Source organism: Candidatus Desulfosporosinus nitrosoreducens (assembly GCF_030954495.1).
Classification (GTDB): domain Bacteria; phylum Bacillota; class Desulfitobacteriia; order Desulfitobacteriales; family Desulfitobacteriaceae; genus Desulfosporosinus; species Desulfosporosinus nitrosoreducens.
Window position 1 is genome coordinate 206,505 of sequence record NZ_JAVHUW010000065.1, and the last position, 20,146, is coordinate 226,650.

The following is a 20,146-nucleotide window of genomic DNA, read 5'->3' on the forward strand; positions in this document are numbered from 1 at the left end:
TTAGTTTTTGCTCCCTGAACCTTTTAATTCAATCGCCTTTTGCGGGCAGAGCTCTTGACAGCAATAACAAGTAATACACTTTTCTGTGGCTACGGTAGGGTATTCATCCATGGTTAAGGCTTCATTGGGGCAATGTTCGACACAGGTCCCGCAAAGCGTACATAAGTCATGATTTACCTTTGGCCTCAGTGCCGTCACTGAATCCATGATTGAACCGCCGCCGTGGGGTTCCGCTTGCGGAAGCTTGAAGCCGGGAATAACTTCAAGTTGCCCGTGAATAGTGATGTCGGAGAGTTCGTTAGTTCCGTACCCTTTCGCCGCCGCCAGCTTAATCGTGCGGGGCTGTTCGGCAAAACCCATCATATGGGCGACAACAGTATCTATGGCTACAGGGTCATCACCGGCCAGAATCTTCCCGAGATTGACCAGGTCTTTAGAGGCAGGCCCGTTGCCTTCCATCGCTAAAATACCGTCAACAATAACTAAATCAGGAACTTTAAGGGCAAAAACTTCGACTAAAGCCTCGGCAAAGTTGAAAGGGTTGCCCGCTTTTTTATGGGTTTGGGCCTTCAAGCCGCCCGCTAAAAGCCCGAAATTGTTTTTGATGGCGCAGGACAGACCCGTAAGGCCGTGGGTCTTAAACTTTGGCAGACTGATGTAGACGTCGGCCTCCATAATGGCCCGGGATACCAAAGCGGACTCTATGAAGGGAGAATTAATCTCCATCTGAATCGTTTCAGCCCCTAGGTTGCGGTAATAGGTACCGGCTGCTTCCATTAAGCCTGTGACCTTGAAGGCTTGTTCGTTCATCCCGTAAGAAAATACCCCGGGATTATCTCCCACAATCAGGGATGCGGGGCGGCGTTTGACGACTTCCCGGATCACCGCCTTTAAAACCGAGGGGTGGGTGGTTATCCCTTCTTCAGGAGTTGCACTGCGCAGGACATTGGGCTTGATCACGACCTTTTTCCCTGCCAGATCCAAAGGGAATTGCCGGAATACTTTTTCCACAGCCTGATGACAGTCTTCATAGCTGGCATTGATAATTTCCACTGTGCTCAAGATAAACCCTCCTTTGATCAACATACTTAACGAAGCTTTTCGTTGGCTGTAAAAGAGCCGCAGAGAGGTAACGCTCAGTGCTCACCCCTCTGGGATTATTATACCAGCATTTTCCTCTGTCTGACAGAGGACCGGCAACTGGCCTTTCTTCTCCGTTTCGGGGCAGAGTTTATGTCCGGGAACAGAATGACTTGTTTGCAGTCAAGGAATCCCTTGGTTATCTGAAGCAACAAAAAAATTTTGACCGTGGCAGGGATTATAGGCAACATGGAGAATAGCAATTAAAACTTATTTGCTGTGAAGCGGATGGAGAGAGGGTTAAAGGATATGAAGGCCTGTATTTTTTGTTCATTGCCTAAGTCGGATGTCCTTGTCGAGAATGAGATCGCTGTAGCTTTTTTTGATAAATTTCCGGTTAACGAAGGGCACGTTCTCCTTGTCCCGAAAAGGCACGTCTCAAGCCTTTTTGATCTCACTGAAGAAGAAGTGATGGGTGTCTGGAATTTGGTTCAGGAAGTTAAAGAAATGTTAGACCGCCGCTTTCAGCCCGTCGCTTACAATATCGGGGCCAATGTAGGGGCTGCGGCGGGACAAACGGTTTTTCACGCTCACGTTCATGTTATTCCCCGCTATCAGGGGGATGTCCCTGACCCACGCGGCGGGGTCCGCAACGTTAAGAAGAGTATGGTGCCCTCTCCCGGGGAAGGCGAAAAATAGACTGTAGGGGTGAACCAGACGGTAGCGGTTTACGGGAGCAACTATGGCGGAATTCAAGAAAAGGGCGCGGCCAGAGAGACGATGATCGCAGCCATGAGAGAGGTTATGGCTCTGTCCGAAAAGGAAGGCATCAGTTTAGCGGAGGAGGATCTAGCCTACTGGCCGGCTGTTTTAGATACCCTGAGTCCCGAAGGCAAACCCTCTATGCGTCAGGATATGGAGGTCCGGCGCCGCAGTGAGGTGGATTTGTTTGCGGGTACGGTCTTGGAGCTGGGAAAAAACACGCTGTTTCAACGCCTGTCAATGCAGAGCTTTACCGGCGGATTAAAGAGACGGAAGCTCAGTACTAATGCAAAAAATGGATCATGGCATGGTATAATGGAATAAGGAGATTGCCCGCTAAATTGAGCTGCTCCTTAATTGTCAATGGTCAGGGGAGAAACAACGTGCAAATACAATATAATTCACAATCCCTTTCGTATGAGAAACGGGCCTGGAAGGTTTGGTGGGAATTAATACGGCCGCATACATTAACGGCCGCTTTTGTCCCTGTTCTTCTGGGAACGGTTTTAGCTCTTTTGCAAGGAAAAATGAACTTTGGGCTGTTTGCCGCCATGATGGCTGCCAGTATTCTCATTCAAGCCGCTACCAATCTTTTTAACGAATACTATGATTTTAAACGGGGCCTGGATACGGAAAAATCGATTGGAATTGGCGGCGGGATTGTCCGCCATGGCATGACCCCGGGATTAATAATAAAACTTGCCCTTTCTCTGTACGGAATCTCGCTGTTCTTAGGAGTCTATATCTGTGCTTCGTCCTCCTGGTGGCTTGCTTTAGTGGGGTTACTTTGTATGGCCATTGGCTATCTTTATACGGGCGGTCCGCTGCCGATTTCCTCAACGCCCTTCGGAGAGCTTTTTTCCGGGTTTTTTATGGGTTTCTTAATCATCTTGATTGCTTTCTTTATTCAAGCCGGCTATGTTTCGGAGACAGCAATTCTTGTCGCCATACCGAGCGGTATTTTGGTCGGTTTGATTAATCTGGGCAATAATCTTCGTGATCATGACGGAGATAAAGCCAATGGCCGCAAGACTCTGCCCATTGTACTCGGTCCACGGAAAGCTGTTTGTTTGCTGGGAATGATGTTTGCCTTCAGCTACCTGTGGCTGCTGGGGCTTGTCGCAGCCGGAACCGTAACCCCCTGGATTCTTCTGGCCTTCCTCAGTCTGCCCAAGGCCATTCAGGCGACAAAAGGATTTAAGGGCAAAGCTGAACCGATTGCCATGATGCCTGCCATGAAATCAACGGCGCAAACAAATACGTTTTTTGGGTTACTCGCAGCCCTTGGCTTGTTAATAAGTTATTTTAGTTAGAACGTGTAAGGGGCCGTTGACTTTTGGGACTCAAGCGCGAACTTTCAGTGCTGAAGAATGATCTGAAAATAACGAAAAGGACAATCGGGGAAATACAAAGTAAAAGCTGTGTACAATCTAGCGCGTATAGGCTAGGGGGGTCTGAGTATGAATGATAGTTTTAAGATTGTTATTGTTATATTAGTAAGCACCATGATTATGAAAATTCTTATGAATACAATAGATTTTGTTGGTTTGGATTTTGTAGGCTTCTTTGAAAGCCTTTGGCAGAGAATGAAGAAAAACGGATACTGACACAAGAATCTTTGTGTTCTGGAGGAAGGAATTCACCTGTTATTAGGGAATGATTTGGATTAAAGAGTGCTCGGGGAGGGTATGGGGAATGCTTTTCTTGGATGGTGTAATCCTATTTATTTCCGGGTATTTATCGAAAAACCGTCTGAGTATTTTGAGCTATGTTTTGATGCTCACAATACTTCCTTTGGCAAGCATGATGATCATGGTTGCCGAGATAAATTACAGTCTGCTTGATTTTTGGGGTTATATAGCCGTCATGGCGTTGACGGGGGTTGCATTTTTAAGTGTTTGGGCTTTTCCGGCCAAGAATGGCGAGTGTAAAAGCGTTGAATTGTCGATGTACATCGTGATCACCATGGTACTATTACTTTCTTTGGCTCTTTTTGCAATGGCAGAGGTGCTGCCGGAGGATAAAATCAGGTCTCTCTTTGGAACCTTAATCTCCAAAGGCAACACCTATGATATATGGAGCCGGCCGCCATACCAATTGGCTCACTTTGTTGTTATGGCGGGGTGTTTTCCTTATATCGCGGCCTTTATGATTAGTAAGACAATATTGAAGTTCAGGAGCTACCGGAGCAAATAAGTCGGCATCAGGATGGCCCCGGGTTTGCAAAGAGGTACCTTAACAAAATAATAATATTTTACAGCCGGTATTGGACTATCTCAGCTAATGAGGTAGTTTTTTTGTGGGCGAAAATTTAAGGCTTGCCTCATATTGACCCCCATATCCTAGGGGGGTATAATTATAATGACCCAGGATATCAAGGATGGTAAGCAAAACTTAAGTTGAAATTAAGTTGTATTTAAACATCAAACTTTAATTTACTGAGATTTAACGGAGGAATATTTCTATGACCAAAAAGGTAATCATAGTTGGCGGTGTGGCCGGAGGAGCCTCTGCTGCCGCACGCCTCAGAAGACTTGATGAAGAAGCCCGAATCCTATTGTTTGAAAGAGATGACTATATTTCTTTCGCCAACTGCGGCCTGCCCTATTATATCGGTGAAACGATCAAAGAAAGAGATAAACTTCTCGTCCAAACTCCTGAGAACATGAAAGCCAGGTTTAAGATGGATGTGAGGACCAACAGTGAAGTCATTGGCATCGACACGGACAAGAAAAAAGTGACGGTCAGAAGCAAGGATCAGGGAATGTATGAAGAATCCTATGACGCTCTGGTGTTATCGCCGGGAGCTAAAGCTCTGCGGCCCAATATCCCGGGGATAGACAGTTCCAGGATTTTTACCTTGAGAAACATTCCGGACACGGATAGAGTCAAGGCCTATGTTGATCAAAAGAGTGTTAAGAGCGCCATAGTGATTGGCGGAGGTTTTATCGGGGTTGAAATGGCCGAAAACCTGGTTGAGAGAGGTCTAAAGGTTACTTTAGTCGAAGCCGCCCCGCATATTTTAGCGCCGTTTGACTCAGACATGGTGGTAATGGCTGAAAAAGAGTTAGTTGAAAATGGCGTGGATTTAATGTTAGGTGACGGCGTCAAAGCCTTTAAAGAGGCTGGCAGCCAAATCGAAGTAACCTTGGGCAGTGAAACGATTGTGACGGCTGATCTCGTCATTCTGGCCATTGGGGTAGTACCTGAAACTGCTTTTTTAAACGGCTCGGGAATAGAGTTAGGGCCCAAAGGCCATATCATCGTTGATGAAAGAATGCGAACCAATATAATGGATATTTACGCCGTAGGGGATGCCGTGGAGGTTGTCGACTTTATTACCGGAGAAAAGACGGCCGTTCCTTTGGCGGGGCCGGCAAATAAGCAGGGAAGAATCGCCGCCGATAATATTGCAGGCTTGGATTCCAGGTATAAGGGGACGCAAGGAACCTCGATCCTCAAAGTTTTCAGCTTAACGGCCGCCAGTACGGGAGCTAATGAGCGCACTCTGCAAAAAGCCCGTCTGCCTTATCAGGCCATCTACGTCCATCCGGTGGCTCACGCCTCCTATTACCCGGCCGCCTTACCGTTGACCTTGAAACTGATTTTTAATGATCAAGGCCAGGTATTGGGAGCCCAGGGAATCGGGTACGATGGTGTTGACAAACGAATTGATGTTATTGCCGCGGTCATTCGTTTAAAAGGCACGGTAGATGATTTAGCCGAATTGGAATTAGCCTATGCACCGCCGTTCTCAGCGGCTAAAGACCCGGTAAATATGGCCGGATTCACAGCCCAAAACGTGCTGGCCGGCCGAACTCATGTGGCGTCCTGGAAGGATATGGAGCCTGCCAAACTGAGCGATTCAACCCTTCTCGATGTACGGACGGAAGAGGAATACAACAATGGCCATGTACCCGGCTCTCTGAACATTCCTCTGGATAGTTTAAGAGACAGAATGGGCGAGTTGGACAGGAATAAACCGGTAATAGCCTATTGCCAGGTTGGTTTAAGAGGGTATATAGCCGACAGGATTCTGACCCAAAACGGCTATAGTGTCTTAAACATTACCGGCGGCTATAAAACGATCTCCCTGCAGGAATTCCAGCCTCAAAACCACGGTTCAGAAAGCCGGTCTTCCGCTCCGGAATTAAGCGGGACGAATGCTCCGCAGGGGAGTTTTGCTAAAAGTATTGATGCTTGCGGGTTGTGCTGTCCCGGGCCCTTAATGCAGGTTAAGGCCGCTATGGATACTTTGAAGCAAGGACAAATACTCAGGATTTCGGCATCGGACCCGGGTTTTTATGAAGATATTAAAGCCTGGAGCAAACGGACCGATAATCAACTGCTGGACGTTGCCAGAGCCGGAGGCATTATTACGGCGTTTATCCAAAAAGGAGCTCATAATAACTCAATTCAGCAGCCACCGGCAGCGGTCTTAAAGGATAATAAAACAATGGTTGTCTTTAGCGGGGATTTAGACAAAGCCATAGCCTCCTTCATTATCGCTAATGGGGCAGTGGCCATGGGAAAAAAAGTTACGATGTTTTTCACCTTTTGGGGCCTGAACATCCTGCGTAAACACGAAAAGGTCAGGACTCAAAAGGGCTTAATGGATAAGATGTTCAGCCTGATGATGCCGAGGGGAAGCAAGCGCCTTAAATTATCGAACATGAATATGCTCGGTATAGGCGGAAAAATGATCCGAAAGGTTATGAAGGACAAAAATGTTTCTTCCCTGGAAGAACTCATCGCGGCCGCCATGGCAAATGGAGTGGAGGTAGTGGCCTGTCAAATGTCCATGGATGTCATGGGCTTAAAGCAGGAGGAACTGCTGGACGGTGTGAAAATTGGCGGAGTTGGCTATTATTTGGGAGAAGCCGAGGATTCAAACGTTAATTTGTTTATTTAAACCCAACAAAGCTTAATAGTCTTGGTCCCGTTAAACGGTCAGCCCGGAGATCTAAGTCTCCGGGCTGTACTGATTTACTGAAGCGGGAGTGGGCTTTTTATTGACATATTAGTGCTTACCACAAATGGCCTTCTTTTGCTTTCTCAAAGAGGCTATTAGCATGGACATAAAAACAGAACGGCAAGCTTTAGGATTTTAGCCAAGCAGAGTTTGCTATGACCTTTCTTTAAGATTTGGCGGAATAAGCCGCAAGGATCTGCTGGATAAGCTCTTGCCGGCTTTCAGGTGTCTCGATTTTGAAGTGCTCCAGATAATCGGATACTTGCTTTGGGGAACCGCTTCGGCCGACGATGGCATAAGCTAAGTAGAATAAAGAGGTACCCCAATTGACTTTTTCACCCTGCTTGTTTTTGAGCCCGTTTTGCGGAAAATTCAGGAGATCATCGCCGATGTTCTGAACGATTTCATCGAGTTCCCCGATGGTTTTCACTCCCAGGTAACTAAAGACTGTGGTGAGATAGCCAAAAAAACGATCCTTCAACTCCAAATCAGCCTTGACGATATGACTGATTTTCTGATCGAGTCCGCGGATATGCGGGGATTTTAAAACGTAAGATTTCAGCGAGGCCTGATTGATCAGCACCGTAGTGGGGGTCTTTTCGATCTGAGCTTCAACTTCAGTTTCATAATTAGCCAGGTTGGAACGGATTTTGATAAATTCTTCATCCGCCAATTCCAGTAATCCGGCTAAGCGCGAAAAGCTTCTCCGGATTTCGCGGGGAACGGCGTGTTCATTTTTATAACCTAAGTCATGTTCAATTTCAGCCCAGGTATGTTGCAAAATGGAGCGGATTTGAATTTCCACTTTGCAATCCTTAAAGCGTTGATACTCAATAAGCTGAAGTCTAAAGGAGGGGAGCTTGACGACGTAATGCAGAGATAGGTAGCCAAATTTCTCAGGGTCAATCAATTCCCGCTTGTCCACGGAATTTGACCGGTCTACCTCGAATTCCTCCTCCACGAAACCTGCGATAAGATCCACTTGGTCGGCAAAATAGGTGATAATCCGAATTCCGGCTAAATCAGTGATATCCTCCAGTTTGGTGTATTTATCGTCTTCCCGGTTGACCTTGCGCTTTAAGCTTTCCCGGCTCTTTACGCGGGAAGTAATGGAGTGAACGTTGACACCCTTAAGCTGAAGTATTCCTTTTAACAAGTTTTCGATGACATTGGTAAAGTCGGAATATACCGGGTAAACCTGGTCAAATTGAGCAATAATGTCCGCTGAATTTTGATTGGTCATCTTGAATTTCCCTTCGGCTCGTTAGTTTCTTTTTGCTACTTATGTTACCATATTTAGTTTGCGATATAAAAGACTTTTGAATCCTGCCGCCACCGTTATTGGGCTGAGAGATAACCGGAATCCAGTTCGGATTTAACCATTGATTAAAAATAAAAAATAAGCCGCCGTTAGCGGCAGTGCCCAGCGTAAAGCTGACTGCTGCGAAACGGCGGCTTGTCATGTCCCGGATCTCTTAAATCGTCAATCAGAACTTGATTATTTTAGGTTCACCGGCAAAGGAAGATATCGTAGCTGTTGCGTCTTTCAAATACAGGACCAGAGTGTTGGCATCGGTTGCGGAATAGTGGGACTGAAGGGAAGGATAACTGTCAAGCAAGCTTTGCTTTGCTTCAACACGGTCATCTTCTACGGCAACGGCCTGAACACGAATCCACTCTTGCCCATTGAAAGCGCAAATTTCAATTTTGGGATTTGCTTTCATTTGTTGAGCAACGTTTTTTGATTTACCGGTCTGAATGTAAAGTTTACCTTCAAAGATATTGACGGTTCCGAAAGGGCGAACACGCGGCTGATCTCCGTCAACGGTTGCTAGGTAATATGTCTGGCACTTTTTTAAAAAATCAAAAACTTCTTGCATGGGAAACCTCCTTAAATTTTATACACTAAATTTATAATAAAAGCCTTGAAATAACAAGTACGATTATTTATTATACATAGTATCTAGATAGATACTATAAGGAGGCAATTATGGAGGCGGAGAACGATTTATTTGGGAAATGTCCTTATACAACCGCTCAGAAGGTTCTTTCCGGTAAATGGTCAATCCTTATTCTTTACCATCTCGGGAAAAAGACCATGCGCTTTGGTGAATTGCAGCGGCAGTTGCCTGATTTGACCCAGTCAACCCTGACCAAACAGTTACGCGCTTTGGAGGAGAACGGATTAATTGAAAGAAAGGTTTATCCGCAGGTCCCGCCCAAGGTCGAATACTCGTTAAGCGATATCGGGATAAAGTTTAAAAAGGTCTTGGCCGAATTGGCAATTTGGGGCAATGAATACATCGAAACTTTGAAGAATAAGAGTTTGGAAATCTGAGACCTGCTTTCATGCCTTAGGCGTATGGCTAATTTTCAAGGTTCGATATATGTTTTAGTTTGAACCGATTTGGTTGAAAAATACGGTTCTCCCTCTTGATAAAGGTGTTAATGGTATTATTGGGATAACCGTGGCTTAAAGGGAAATCTTTGCTCGCTGAGTCTGAGGGATTAGTGGGTACTGGTAAGACAGTCAGCCTTGCCGTTGATTACCGGGACTTTTGCAGGGTGAACCCGAATAGAACGAATAAACTGCATTTCGAAACTTAAGATATTGTTCCAGTATTATTTAACGGCTTAATATTCTTGTGTTTGGTACATTATGGGAAGGTCTAAATGCATAGATGGAATTTTAGTGCCAGGAATGTCTCCAGGTAATCATGGAAGTGCAGGAAAATGAAAGTCAGGAGAGGCAAACAAAGGGAACAAAGCTTTACGAACTGCTTTAGTAGAAGCTGCCAATGCTGCATCGCATACGAAAGATACCTATTAGCTGCCAAACACCTGCCTTGCTGCCCGAAGAGGTAAGAACTGTGCCGCCGTAGCTGTTGGACATTCCATTTTGGTTTCCATTTACTATTTACTAAAGACACGCCAAATGTATAAAGATTTAGGTGCCAACTATATCGATTATTCCAAAAAGCAAGCAGCCATTAGAAGATATCTTAAATCGCCAGAAAATCTAGGGGTAAATGTTCAAGTAGTTTCTTAAAAATCCTAGGTGTCTCAAATGGGGTACCTAAAGAATATTTTAAGGGCTTAGGAGGGCGTTTTTGTCCATTAGGTTAGTTTTTTAAGTTCATATATTTTTCGGGGTAGAAACTTTAAATAATCTATTGATTTTTATAATTGACAGAAGTATTATATAAATAACATAATTTATTTTGCAACAATGTTCCTGCTACAGGAACAAAAATGTAAAGATTAATAAATTTTAATAATAACAGTATTTCTATTTTTATAATCAAAAATTGCAACGTTGTTCCCACAGTGGGAACAACGAAGATTAATGTAATGCCGACTGAGCATTGTTCGGGAGAAAGTTTGTAACATCATTGCCCTCTATTTATTTCAATATAATGAGCTGAGTTTAACTGACAAAAAGCAACATTACACTTTAACGGAGTCTTAGGTTTGCTGACAGCTAGTACAGTTTGGAGCTATAATCTAGTAAATAAATGTATTTTAATAATCTTGGGGTAAATTTAATACAACGATAATGCAAAGATGATATTTCAAAGTGAGAGAGGTAAATCAAGTATGACAAAAGAGAAACCAGTTACTGTGATTCAAAACATAGCACGAGCACTCGAAATTCTTTCTTGTTTTTCTATTAACCAACCGGAGTTGGGTATCTCTGAAATAGCCACTCAATTGGGAATTTACAGGAGCACGGTTTACCGGGTTTTAAAAACACTTGAACAATATGGTTATGTAATTCAGAATTCACAGAACCAGAGATATCGTCTCGGGTTTAAGTTTTTTGATTTAGGAACAGTAGTTATTTCAAAACTGGAAGTACGGGATGTGGCATTACCATATATGCAGAGATTATGCGCTGAAACAAGAGAGACAATCGCACTTAATGTTGCTGATAATGATGAGCGGGTTTGCATTGAAAAAGTGGAAAGTCCGGAATCCATTAGAAATGTTATTCCGATAGGATATCGCAACCCGATTTACTTTACCGCTGCGGGCAAAGCACTTTTAGCCTTTTATGCTGAGGGTGATCTTGAGCGGATTATTTCTTCGAAGCGGTTGCAAGAGTCTGCCTTAGGTAAATCAATTGATGTTGATTCATTTCGAAATGAATTACGATTAATTGCTCAACGGGGTTATGCCTTAAGCCATAGTGAGGTTAGCGCTGGTACTTCCGCAGTTGCTGCTCCCATTTACAATTACGAGCAGCATGTAATTGCCTCACTCAGTACTCATGGTCCAGAGCATCGGTTTATGGATAAAGGGTTGGAAATTTTAATAGAGAAAACGGTGGATACAGCAAGGGAGATTTCCATTCGTTTAGGCTGGAAGTAAAATCTTTGTTGAGAAAAATTTAAACAATTATAATTCACAATCAAATCTAAACTGTCAGATGAAAGGGGGTGATAATGTGAGAACAGTGTATCAAATGGCTTTTGTAGACATTGATAGGTGCAATGGGTGCGGTATTTGTAGTAACGTCTGCCCGGTTTTGGCGATCAGAGTAGAGAGAATAGAGGGTCAAAAAAAGGCGTTTGTAAGTGAGCAAGGGTGTCAAGCTTGTACGATTTGCGCCACCCGTTGTCCTAAACATGCTGTACAAATGATACAGCGAAGTATACCCCTTGAGATAGGGGGTGGAATTCAGCAGAAGCTAACTGAAAAAGTTGTGGAAATTTGTCGTTTGGCCCATATGTATCCGGACCAGGTAGTATGCTATTGTCATCGAGTTCAAGCGAAGGAGATAGTAGCAGCAATCCTGGAAGGAGCTAAGTCGCCAGAAGAGGTCGCACAAAAAACCGGTGCACGAACAGGTTGCGGAGTTCTCTGTATAACAGGGGTGATCCGTTTATTACGAGGAGCAGGTATTCAGTTGGGCAAAGCTCCAGGTTACCAGTGGTATGGAGTAAGGGCTTCCATCTGGGATATCTCACCGGAAGTTATGAGCAAATATCCAGAATATTATCTTCAAGAGGACAAAGAAGCCATCGAAAAGATTTTTCCAGGAGGTGAACCGGAATAATGGTGGCATCGACATTAAGTCCAACAAAGCCGCGAATTTCGTCATATAATATTCCACCGGAAAAATTGGGGCAGAGGGCTGCAGATTTAGCGGAGATGACCGGACTTCGTATTGAAGATCTGTTCCCCGACGCTCCGGGACCGATAAAAGCTGATTCGCCGGAAGGGATACGTAAAGAAATTCGTGAACTTACAATAAAAGAACTAAAAAAAACAGATCTGAGTAAAATTCAACCTGGAGATTCAGTCAATATATTAACATCACATCATGGTTTCAGTATTTATGGAGGTGAAGCTTATGCCGAAATGATTAGAACAATTCGGGATGAAGTGGAACGCCAATGCCAGACAAAGGATATCCGTCTCCTCGCAGGAGTAGGATTACGTTTCCGAGAAACAGAAGAATATATAAGACGTTTCGAACTCGACAAATATTTTAATGGTAAAGCAGCGGGTATAACTCCGGTTGATGAAGGAATCCCGATAGAGACCGAGATTGGAGTACTTTTCGGAATTAAACGCGCCTATTCAGCAAAGTGGATTATCCATGCGCATAACAACGATGTGCGGGAGTTGCACTATCACAGGCAACTTGGCAGGTTGTTTAAACCATTTGCTATGTCCTATGCCACTATTGAAACCAGATCGGCTTTTCACCAAAGTATGGGGCCGCGTTCGGCAAACTTTTTGGCTAGGATGATTTATGAGTCAAAATTTGTCCAAGAAAAGTTTGTATGTTCCGTTATACTTCAAGTCGCACCAACAGGTGTAATAGGTGTTGATGCTAATAATGATCTTGTAGAACAAGACAAACTATTTGCCCGTTTAAATCTGAAGTGGTATGGAAAAATTGTAACACTTCTAAGTCATATTAAGGATGTAATTTTGATTATTGACTATCCTGGTCCAATTCCTTATACAACAGCTGGAGGTATATTGTTTGGGAATTTTTTAAATGCAAATGTGGATGAATTTAATTTAAATGTTCCGTTTACGCCTTTTACTCGTTACACAGATATGTTGTATCCCAGTGAAGGTCCACTCCACAATGGAAAATTGCCACCACCTAACCCTGCGATCAAGGCTTTAATCGTCAATTATTCTTCTAAAGGCTATCCTGGCACATTTTTTGCTCAGCAATTACCAACTTTAGTAGTAGGTGCACAGGCAGACCTTCTTCGGGGGTGTGAACAAAATACTACCTTTATGGATTATGCACTTGAGGTTCCAGACCTGACCAAAGCATTGGGCTTTTCCAAACGTTTTGCTCAAACAGATCATATACTAGCCTTCGATGGAGCGATAGGTGGTTTTAATGTAAGTGAGCCATTAGCTAATCAGTTGAGAAAATTGGCGCCGAGTATAACTGAGCAAGTGGATCAAGAGCTAATGTATACTTGGTTAACACAAAGAAATCTAAAAGAAGAAAAAACGAGATCTGACGTTTAAAGAAACTGGTTTTTATATCGTGGATGGGGCAAAGGGTTTGAATTATGTCTAAAGGATGTTTGAAAGGGTAAAAGTTTTTAAAAATTGGGTAACGGAATAAAAGGTGGGAACAGGAAATGACTAAACCAGGAGATATTACATTAGACGTACCACGTTTTCTTCTAAAGGATAGTTTAAACCGAAAAATCAGGGCCGGTATTATTAGCAACAGTCGAGGTATCTTGGCCGGAATAGAGGATATGGAGAACCAAGCGTTAGCTCTTGGCCTAGAAGTTAACATCAATAGTAAGACGGGAGATGAAGTTTTCCCCGGAGAGCAGATCGCTTCATTCTTGGGAGATCCTATGCAAATTATACGGGGGGAAGACTCTTTACTAGGGATTATCTCGAAAGTATCAGGAATTGCAACCGCAGCTAGGCAAGCAATTACATCGGCCGGAAAAGTACAAGTCGTTAGTGGCGGGTGGAAGAAGGTACCGCCGGGAATGAAGGAATATGTAAGGAAGGGCTTAATAGCCGGTGGGGTTTTTATACGTATGCTACCTGAACCATTCGTCTATTTAGATAAGAATTACTTGCGTATTTTAGGTTCTTTGGAGACCGAAATAAATATTGGGCATACTCTGCCTGGGAGAAGTATTGTTGTCCAATTACGAGGTGAGACTGCTGCTATAGATGACGAGGCTTGCCATGCAGCACAATTAGGCGCAAAGGTTGTAATGATAGATACAGGATCCATTGAAGACCTAAGAAAATGTGCAATGGCTCTTAGAGCTGAAGGATTAAGGGAAAAGGTAAAATTGGCATTCGGTGGCGGGGTCAAATTAGAAGAATTGCCTCATTTTCAAGCAGAGGATCTGGAATTTGTAGATATTGGCCGGGCGATATTGGATGCTCCCATGTTAGATTTCCGGTACGATGTGATTTAAGGAACGAAAGGGTGAACTAATGAAGCTTGACTTATTAGAAAAAACTGAACTTTTTATCAACAATATAGAACTGGAACATGTTCATTTAGGCAGTGTGGCAAAGTGTGTAGCTGAAGTGCTTCGCTTAGAATGTAATGAGGTAAATGTAGTTGATGTGCGCGAAGGGATTCTCACCCTTGATATACTTAGACCTTATGTGGAGTTGGAACAGATAATTGGAAAGGAAGGAGCCATTCTCGAAGCTTTGCGGCAGTTACCTGGTATTCGCATTAACCAGACTACCTTTATTCATTCCGAAGGTATTCTTGGTATGGTCTGTTTTGAAATGAATGAAAGTGAAAAGTTAGTCTCCCGGGTAGAGAAGATTGGTAAACAAATTGCACTTTCAGTCAGTAAACGGGTGAAAGTTTTTCCTACTGGCACGGAGATTATAAAGAATTATATTGAAGACACTAATACACCTTTCCTCGTGAAGAAGTTTAATGAAGCGGGTTATAAAGCTACCGCTGGTCCGGTTCTCGAAGATGATTTGATTTTAGTCTCAGGGGCTTTAAAGGAAGCTGTTGATAATGGGTTTGGTTTGGTAATTACAACCGGGGGAGTAGGTGCTGAGGATAAGGACCATACGGTGGAGGCTATATTGAAACTGGATCAAGAGGCAGCTACTCCGTATTTAGTACATTATCATCAGGGGCAAGGAAGGCACCGGAAAGATGGTGTCAGAATTGCCGTTGGTCAACTGGACTGGACTACTTTCGTGGCCCTACCGGGTCCTCATGATGAAGTTGAGATTGCTTTACCAGTATTACTTGAGGGATTAAAAAAAGAATGGGATAAAAATCAATTGGCCAATGTGCTTGCTGACGTTTTACGGCGAAAGTGGGAACTGGTCAGCCATGATTGGAAGCATGTGGCTCACAGTGAGAATTAAATTGCACAGGTAATTATGACTTGGGGAGAGCTAATCAGGTTACACGTGATATAAGTGTATCAATCAAAAATATAGCAAAAGGAAGAGGAAGGTAAGTTTATGGCATTAAGAGGAAATTGGGAAAACCTAGAGAGGGTTATGGCTCGCGAAGGGGTTACACGTCGGGTATTTGGTGGTAACAACAGCATGATGACCTTGAACGAGATTATGCCAGGGGCTGTCCCGGCTTTACATTCCCACCCCCATGAGCAGATCAGCTATATTATGAAAGGTAAGGCAGAATTTGTTCTGGGTGACGAAGTGTTGAATCTCGAAGAGGGAGATTTGCTTCTTATCCCACCGAATGTGCCTCATAGACTAAAGGTAATTGGGGATGAAACAGTGCTAAATATTGATATTTTCAGCCCAATACGAGAAGATTACTTACTAAAAAAATAATTAATAAACCAACCAACCATAGTAACTCGATGACTGGACGCTAATGAACAAAACTTTTTAACCGCTTCCGTACTTAAGGCGGTAAGGAAACGACGCCAAGCATAGCCCGAATTGTTTAAAAAAACGATAAACAGCGTCCTTGCCAGGAAATAGCTCCCCCCTCTCAGTTTCGAGAAGGCGAAACCAGTTTTTGTGGTGAAAAACCAAAACAAAAACTACTTGGAAGAGATAGGAACAACTAAACCTGAATTTTTCCTTAAAACCTGAGTTTTCTTAGATGTTTTAGGAGGTTTAATTCCTTAAATACCGGTTAAGTCTCTTAACTAAATTTGGCGATAAAATTTATTAGTAATAATAGCTTATCCTTGATAATGGTGTCAAAAAATCAACTAAGAAGTGGGGTAAAAGAAAATGGATTATGGCCCATATGGAAGAGTGGCTATTGTCACTGGTAGTGCTAAGGGAATTGGTAAGGGTGAAGCGATGGTTTTGGCGCGCCAGGGATTGGCTGTAGTAGTTGCCGATATTGATGTTACGGCTGCAGAGAAAACTGCAGAAGAGATTCGCGCAGAAGGCTGTCAAGCAATTTCCGTATCCGTAGATGTAAGTAATTCGAATTCCGTCAAAGAGATGGTAAATACTGTTTACAATGAACTCGGCAGTATTGATATTCTGGTTAACAATGCCGGTATTGTTGGGCGCCATGTGACCTATGATATTGTGAACATGCCTGAAGAGAGCTGGGATGCCATGATTGATGTTCACCTGAAAGGCACCTTTCTTTGCACTAAGTTCGCAGCCCCATATATGATTAAACAAAATTGGGGAAGGATCATAAACACCTCTTCATTACATGCAAGAACCGGGGCTAGGCATGGCTTTTCATCCTACGGAGCCGCTAAGGCGGGGATTACGCAGTTTACTAGGGTGGCGGCAAAGGAATTTGGGCCGGAAGGTATAACCGTAAATTCTGTCGCTCCTGGTTATGTTGTAACTACAGCATTACCTATTAAAAATGAATATCTCGATTTCATCAAGGAACAGATTCCAATCGGACGCTTTGCCACAGCTGAAGATATCGGGAATGCCGTAGCTTTCTTGGCATCTAATCAAGCTGAATATATCAACGGGGCCAACATTGAGGTAAATGGCGGCAGGGTAGAATTTTATTATAAGGGTTGCCCTTAATAAGAGGACATATTTACTGATTGAGATAGTCTTCAATCTACTGAACTTGTTATTGTGTCACAACTTTTTGCGGATGGACAAACACTAATATTATAAAATAAAAATTTATTAAGGGGGATAAAAAAGATGGGTATTCGTTTTTCAGCATGTCTAGCACAAAGTGCTCGCTCGACCGTATCACACAGAGATCAGATTTACGAAACAAACCTCAAACGTGCTATTGAGCTTATTGACTATTCCGTATTTAGAATGGGTTTCAACGACCACTATGCACCTACCAAACTGGTCGTATTTCCTGAAGTTTTTATGCAGGGCTGGTATCCGAATCCTGAAAAATACAAAACTGTTAATGAAAAAGTTGCCAAAGATATCGCAATCAGAATTCCTGGACCGGAAACCGAAATGTTATCTCAAAAAGCAAGAGAATATGGTATCTTCATTGCCGGTACAGCCCATGAAGTAATACCTGAAATCAGCGAGGAATTCGGCTTGAATTGCGGATTCATTATTGATCCTAAAGGTGATGTTATCTTAAAATACCACAAACATCATAATTACCTGGTAAGATCCGGTCGTGACGATGCTAGTCCGCAAGATATCTGGGACAAATACATCGAAGTAATGGATGGGACCTACGGACGTAAGAAGGGCGACATCCTCAGTTGTTTCTACCCGGTAGTTGAAACAGAGATAGGTAAACTTGGCTATATTATTTGCAACGATGGCTACACCTTTGAATCATTCCGGGCCGTAGGCGTTCAGGGTTGCGAAGTTATGCTCCGTTCCAGCGGTATGCAGGAACCGGAAGGTACACCGCCGCAGGACATGTGGATGAGCGCCAACAAGGTCGGAGCCTGGAATAACCTTATGTATGTAGTTGCAGCAGCACCAGGACCTCTTACCGCTCCTCGTTTCCCCCTTAATGCTTATCCTGGAAACTCAATGATCGTAGGTCCCCATGGCGAAATTATAGTTCATGCTAACTATCCTGGCGAAACAGTCACTTACGGAGTTATTGATGTTGAAAGTTTAAGAAATCGCAGAATGGACCAGAAGCATCACTGGGTAAGCCAAATGAGAATGGATGCATTTAAAGAAATATACAACAGGGACATGTATCCGAAAAACCTCTTTCTAGATAAGGGACCGCTTGATTATAAAGAAAGAATTGATGAGCAGTATAAGGTCATTCACAGATTGGTGAGAAATGGAACCTATATTGCGCCCGAAGGATATGTAGTCCCTGAAGAGTAAATGTCAAGTGTAATGTTGATAAGTGAATGTCGAAGAAAGTAATCTGCTGGAATCCATATCACAGTCCTATCTTCGAAAGCTGAAAGCAACAACCAGTAGCTCAATATTAAGCCCATGCTATGCGTGGGAGAACTGAACATAAAGTTCCGTGAGATATGATCTAAAAATCCTCCTTTGCTATAAAATGAGAATTGGTTTCGCTAGCAAATCTCAAGCAAAGGAGGATGGCCCCCATAGATACAGACAGTTATCCCATACTAGTTGGGACTGTAGTTATTATACCATATTTATCTCAAAATATTGTAAAAAAATTTTTTAATAAAATCAGGAAAGAAGTCGGGGAATAGGGGTAGCCAGTGAAAAGGCTGGCGAAACAGCGCCTTTAGGTGCAGCGACTATTATGATCCCTTGAAGGGGTGATACCGCGACTTCACCGAGTGAATATAGCTGGCTAACTTTTAAGCAAGAGACGTGAAAGGGAGGTGATGGGTGATACCCAGAATCAAGGGATAGGGCTCGCTTGGGAAAAAGATATCGTAGAGCCGCGGCCCCGGAAGAGCTCCAATTGAAGGATGTGACATTGGCGGTGATGGCTGGCCAATCACCACCGTCCGTGATTTTTCACTTTGCATAAAACAACGACTCAAGAAAATTCAATAGGTAATTAATCCGGATTATTCTTAAATTGAAAAGGGGGTTAATTATGACGAACGAGGTGACCGTCCAAGAAAGGATTTCCTGGAATATTGTGGTTATTGGTACCCTGTCATTGTTTGTTGATTCATGGGATATGTATTTATTATCTTATGTTTTAGTCGATATTTCGAAGGCTTTTAATGTAACGCTTGCCGTAGCGGCATCAACTCTTCTGTTTACCTACCTAACACGATGGTTTGGCGCTCTTCTTATCGGAGGTTTGGCAAATCGAATCGGTCGCAAGAACAGTCTTATGGTCGCTATCGGTATTGTAGGCATTTTTACGATACTGACAGGGCAGGCACAGTCATTTCAGATGTTAATTCTAATTCGATTATGTTTTGGCATCGGAATGGGCGGAGTTTATTCCGCGGCCGGGCCGTTTGTAAGCGAAAGCGTATCTAGTCGTCGCCGGGGATTAGTCAGTGGAATATTTATGCTGGGTTTTGGTCTGGGAATTACTGTAGCTCCATTAACTTATTACCTTTTGTACAACAGTGTGGGTTGGAGAGGACTCTTCCTTTTTGGAGGTCTTTCCCTCTTGCTTATCCCTTATATCTATTTCACAAGTTCTGAATCATCTGTCTGGTTGGCTCAAAAGGAAAAGACGAAAAATGCTCCAAAAATTGAAAAAAAGAATTCAAATCCGTTATGGAAATTATTCGCGCCTGGATTTTTAGGGATTACGTTAGCGCTTATAGCAATTGAATTGGGTGAATTTTTCAATTCATATCCCTTTGGTAATCTATTGCCTACCTATCTTAAAACAGTCCGTCATTTTCCGATAGAAAGTGTCGCTTTGGCAGGGACAGTTATGGGTATTGGCAATATGGTAGGTACTGTTCTTTCCGGATGGGTATCTGATCATATCGGTCGAAAACGGACATACCGCATCGCTTACATTGTCGGTCTATTTCCGGTAATCTTTGCAATGTTTACTAATTCTATCAACGTTATTGTCGTTGCCGGGGCTTGCGAAGGGCTTATTCAAGGAGGACTTGGCGGACTAATGACGGCCTATGAAAATGAACACTATCCAACAGAACTACGGGCCGCAGGACATGGCTTTGTGCACAATCTTGCTGCGCTGGGTGGGCCTGTTGGAACGGTGCTGGCAGCATTCCTTCACAATACTATTGGCTTTGCCTGGTCCATCAGCGCTATTGTCATACTGGGCTCCGTATTAGGTCTTATAGGACTGTGCTTTACCCGGGAAACTCGCGGAATTTCACTGCTTGCTGCAGGTGAATCTTCCAACATATGATAACTTTAAATAAAGGACATGACCTATGCATTTGGTGGAAATATTTGAGACTTCGAATAGCATTCTCCTAAAACAGCTGTTGGGTTGCACAAGGTAAAGTAAAGGCATGACTCTCCGGTGGAGAG

Annotated in this window: 19 protein-coding genes and 1 pseudogene; 16 read left to right on the plus strand and 4 right to left on the minus strand. The window is 43.4% G+C overall.

Features of this window, described 5'->3' with window-relative positions; translation table 11 throughout:
• Complete coding sequence (locus REC12_RS17370; protein ID WP_308896762.1) at nt 1–1,053, minus strand: DUF362 domain-containing protein; 1,053 nt, start codon at nt 1,051–1,053, stop codon at nt 1–3.
• 336 nt (nt 1,054–1,389) lie between these two features.
• Between REC12_RS17370 and REC12_RS17375 the strand changes: the two genes are divergently transcribed.
• The 6 genes and pseudogenes from REC12_RS17375 to REC12_RS17400 all read left to right on the plus strand — a co-directional run bounded on the left by REC12_RS17375 (nt 1,390) and on the right by REC12_RS17400 (nt 6,754).
• Nucleotides 1,390–1,779: an HIT family protein gene (locus REC12_RS17375; protein WP_308896636.1), complete on the plus strand. Its 390-nt coding sequence runs from the start codon at nt 1,390–1,392 to the stop codon at nt 1,777–1,779.
• A gap of 3 nt (nt 1,780–1,782) precedes the next feature.
• Nucleotides 1,783–2,129, plus strand: a pseudogene (locus REC12_RS17380) (ketopantoate reductase family protein); the annotation flags it as partial.
• 96 nt (nt 2,130–2,225) lie between these two features.
• A complete protein-coding gene (locus REC12_RS17385) occupies nt 2,226–3,155 on the plus strand; it encodes a 1,4-dihydroxy-2-naphthoate polyprenyltransferase (protein ID WP_308896638.1) in 930 nt (309 codons plus the stop codon).
• Between the two features lie 147 nt (nt 3,156–3,302).
• On the plus strand, nt 3,303–3,449 hold the full coding sequence (locus REC12_RS17390) for a hypothetical protein (RefSeq protein ID WP_308896640.1): 147 nt from the start codon (nt 3,303–3,305) through the stop codon (nt 3,447–3,449).
• An 88-nt stretch (nt 3,450–3,537) separates the two neighbouring features.
• Nucleotides 3,538–4,038, plus strand: coding sequence for a hypothetical protein (locus REC12_RS17395; protein ID WP_308896642.1), 501 nt, complete (start codon nt 3,538–3,540; stop codon nt 4,036–4,038).
• A gap of 268 nt (nt 4,039–4,306) precedes the next feature.
• The gene (locus REC12_RS17400) at nt 4,307–6,754 is read left to right on the plus strand and encodes a DsrE/DsrF/DrsH-like family protein (protein WP_308896643.1); all 2,448 of its coding nucleotides are present in this window, start codon (nt 4,307–4,309) and stop codon (nt 6,752–6,754) included.
• 226 nt (nt 6,755–6,980) lie between these two features.
• Here REC12_RS17400 and REC12_RS17405 read toward each other — a convergent pair whose 3' ends face one another.
• From REC12_RS17405 to REC12_RS17415, 3 genes are read right to left on the minus strand one after another with little or no spacing between them, the layout of a single operon-like run.
• Nucleotides 6,981–8,057 carry a GTP pyrophosphokinase gene (locus tag REC12_RS17405; RefSeq protein WP_308896644.1) on the minus strand — a complete coding sequence of 359 codons (1,077 nt, stop codon included), beginning with the start codon at nt 8,055–8,057 and terminating at the stop codon, nt 6,981–6,983.
• Complete coding sequence (locus tag REC12_RS17410) at nt 8,017–8,277, minus strand: hypothetical protein (protein ID WP_308896646.1); 261 nt, start codon at nt 8,275–8,277, stop codon at nt 8,017–8,019. Before REC12_RS17410 ends, REC12_RS17405 begins: the two co-directional genes overlap by 41 nt.
• Nucleotides 8,278–8,301: 24 nt before the next feature.
• Nucleotides 8,302–8,694, minus strand: coding sequence for a pyridoxamine 5'-phosphate oxidase family protein (locus tag REC12_RS17415; RefSeq protein WP_308896648.1), 393 nt, complete (start codon nt 8,692–8,694; stop codon nt 8,302–8,304).
• Between the two features lie 110 nt (nt 8,695–8,804).
• Here REC12_RS17415 and REC12_RS17420 point away from each other — a divergent pair, with 110 nt between their 5' ends.
• The 10 genes from REC12_RS17420 (at nt 8,805) to REC12_RS17465 (ending at nt 20,021) form a co-directional block, all read left to right on the plus strand.
• Nucleotides 8,805–9,152: a winged helix-turn-helix transcriptional regulator gene (locus REC12_RS17420; RefSeq protein WP_308896650.1), complete on the plus strand. Its 348-nt coding sequence runs from the start codon at nt 8,805–8,807 to the stop codon at nt 9,150–9,152.
• 1,259 nt (nt 9,153–10,411) lie between these two features.
• A complete protein-coding gene (locus REC12_RS17425) occupies nt 10,412–11,185 on the plus strand; it encodes an IclR family transcriptional regulator (RefSeq protein ID WP_308896652.1) in 774 nt (257 codons plus the stop codon).
• 76 nt (nt 11,186–11,261) lie between these two features.
• Nucleotides 11,262–11,873, plus strand: a complete 612-nt coding sequence (locus REC12_RS17430; protein WP_308896654.1) for a (2Fe-2S)-binding protein — start codon at nt 11,262–11,264, stop codon at nt 11,871–11,873.
• Nucleotides 11,873–13,321, plus strand: a complete 1,449-nt coding sequence (locus REC12_RS17435; RefSeq protein ID WP_308896655.1) for a hypothetical protein — start codon at nt 11,873–11,875, stop codon at nt 13,319–13,321. The genes REC12_RS17430 and REC12_RS17435 overlap by 1 nt, the downstream gene beginning before the upstream one ends.
• A gap of 116 nt (nt 13,322–13,437) precedes the next feature.
• A complete protein-coding gene (locus REC12_RS17440; RefSeq protein WP_308896657.1) occupies nt 13,438–14,250 on the plus strand; it encodes a beta/alpha barrel domain-containing protein in 813 nt (270 codons plus the stop codon).
• Nucleotides 14,251–14,269: 19 nt separating this feature from the next.
• The gene (locus tag REC12_RS17445) at nt 14,270–15,181 is read left to right on the plus strand and encodes a molybdopterin-binding protein (RefSeq protein WP_308896658.1); all 912 of its coding nucleotides are present in this window, start codon (nt 14,270–14,272) and stop codon (nt 15,179–15,181) included.
• A 99-nt stretch (nt 15,182–15,280) separates the two neighbouring features.
• Nucleotides 15,281–15,619: a cupin domain-containing protein gene (locus tag REC12_RS17450; RefSeq protein WP_308896660.1), complete on the plus strand. Its 339-nt coding sequence runs from the start codon at nt 15,281–15,283 to the stop codon at nt 15,617–15,619.
• A 411-nt stretch (nt 15,620–16,030) separates the two neighbouring features.
• Nucleotides 16,031–16,807 (plus strand): SDR family NAD(P)-dependent oxidoreductase, encoded by a 777-nt coding sequence (locus REC12_RS17455; RefSeq protein WP_308896661.1) that lies wholly within the window; start codon nt 16,031–16,033, stop codon nt 16,805–16,807.
• 126 nt (nt 16,808–16,933) lie between these two features.
• The gene (locus REC12_RS17460) at nt 16,934–18,061 is read left to right on the plus strand and encodes a nitrilase-related carbon-nitrogen hydrolase (RefSeq protein ID WP_308896663.1); all 1,128 of its coding nucleotides are present in this window, start codon (nt 16,934–16,936) and stop codon (nt 18,059–18,061) included.
• A 703-nt stretch (nt 18,062–18,764) separates the two neighbouring features.
• Nucleotides 18,765–20,021, plus strand: a complete 1,257-nt coding sequence (locus REC12_RS17465) for an MFS transporter (RefSeq protein WP_308896665.1) — start codon at nt 18,765–18,767, stop codon at nt 20,019–20,021.
• Nucleotides 20,022–20,146: the final 125 nt, after the last annotated feature.

Coding starts and splice junctions, on each gene's coding strand:
- REC12_RS17375 (WP_308896636.1), top strand. CDS start 1,390: ATGAAGGCCTGTATTTTTTGTTCATTGCCTAAGTCGGATGTCCTTGTC.
- REC12_RS17390 (WP_308896640.1), top strand. CDS start 3,303: ATGAATGATAGTTTTAAGATTGTTATTGTTATATTAGTAAGCACCATG.
- REC12_RS17395 (WP_308896642.1), top strand. CDS start 3,538: ATGCTTTTCTTGGATGGTGTAATCCTATTTATTTCCGGGTATTTATCG.
- REC12_RS17400 (WP_308896643.1), top strand. CDS start 4,307: ATGACCAAAAAGGTAATCATAGTTGGCGGTGTGGCCGGAGGAGCCTCT.
- REC12_RS17405 (WP_308896644.1), bottom strand. CDS start 8,057: ATGACCAATCAAAATTCAGCGGACATTATTGCTCAATTTGACCAGGTT.
- REC12_RS17410 (WP_308896646.1), bottom strand. CDS start 8,277: ATGACAAGCCGCCGTTTCGCAGCAGTCAGCTTTACGCTGGGCACTGCC.
- REC12_RS17415 (WP_308896648.1), bottom strand. CDS start 8,694: ATGCAAGAAGTTTTTGATTTTTTAAAAAAGTGCCAGACATATTACCTA.
- REC12_RS17420 (WP_308896650.1), top strand. CDS start 8,805: ATGGAGGCGGAGAACGATTTATTTGGGAAATGTCCTTATACAACCGCT.
- REC12_RS17425 (WP_308896652.1), top strand. CDS start 10,412: ATGACAAAAGAGAAACCAGTTACTGTGATTCAAAACATAGCACGAGCA.
- REC12_RS17435 (WP_308896655.1), top strand. CDS start 11,873: ATGGTGGCATCGACATTAAGTCCAACAAAGCCGCGAATTTCGTCATAT.
- REC12_RS17440 (WP_308896657.1), top strand. CDS start 13,438: ATGACTAAACCAGGAGATATTACATTAGACGTACCACGTTTTCTTCTA.
- REC12_RS17445 (WP_308896658.1), top strand. CDS start 14,270: ATGAAGCTTGACTTATTAGAAAAAACTGAACTTTTTATCAACAATATA.
- REC12_RS17450 (WP_308896660.1), top strand. CDS start 15,281: ATGGCATTAAGAGGAAATTGGGAAAACCTAGAGAGGGTTATGGCTCGC.
- REC12_RS17455 (WP_308896661.1), top strand. CDS start 16,031: ATGGATTATGGCCCATATGGAAGAGTGGCTATTGTCACTGGTAGTGCT.
- REC12_RS17460 (WP_308896663.1), top strand. CDS start 16,934: ATGGGTATTCGTTTTTCAGCATGTCTAGCACAAAGTGCTCGCTCGACC.
- REC12_RS17465 (WP_308896665.1), top strand. CDS start 18,765: ATGACGAACGAGGTGACCGTCCAAGAAAGGATTTCCTGGAATATTGTG.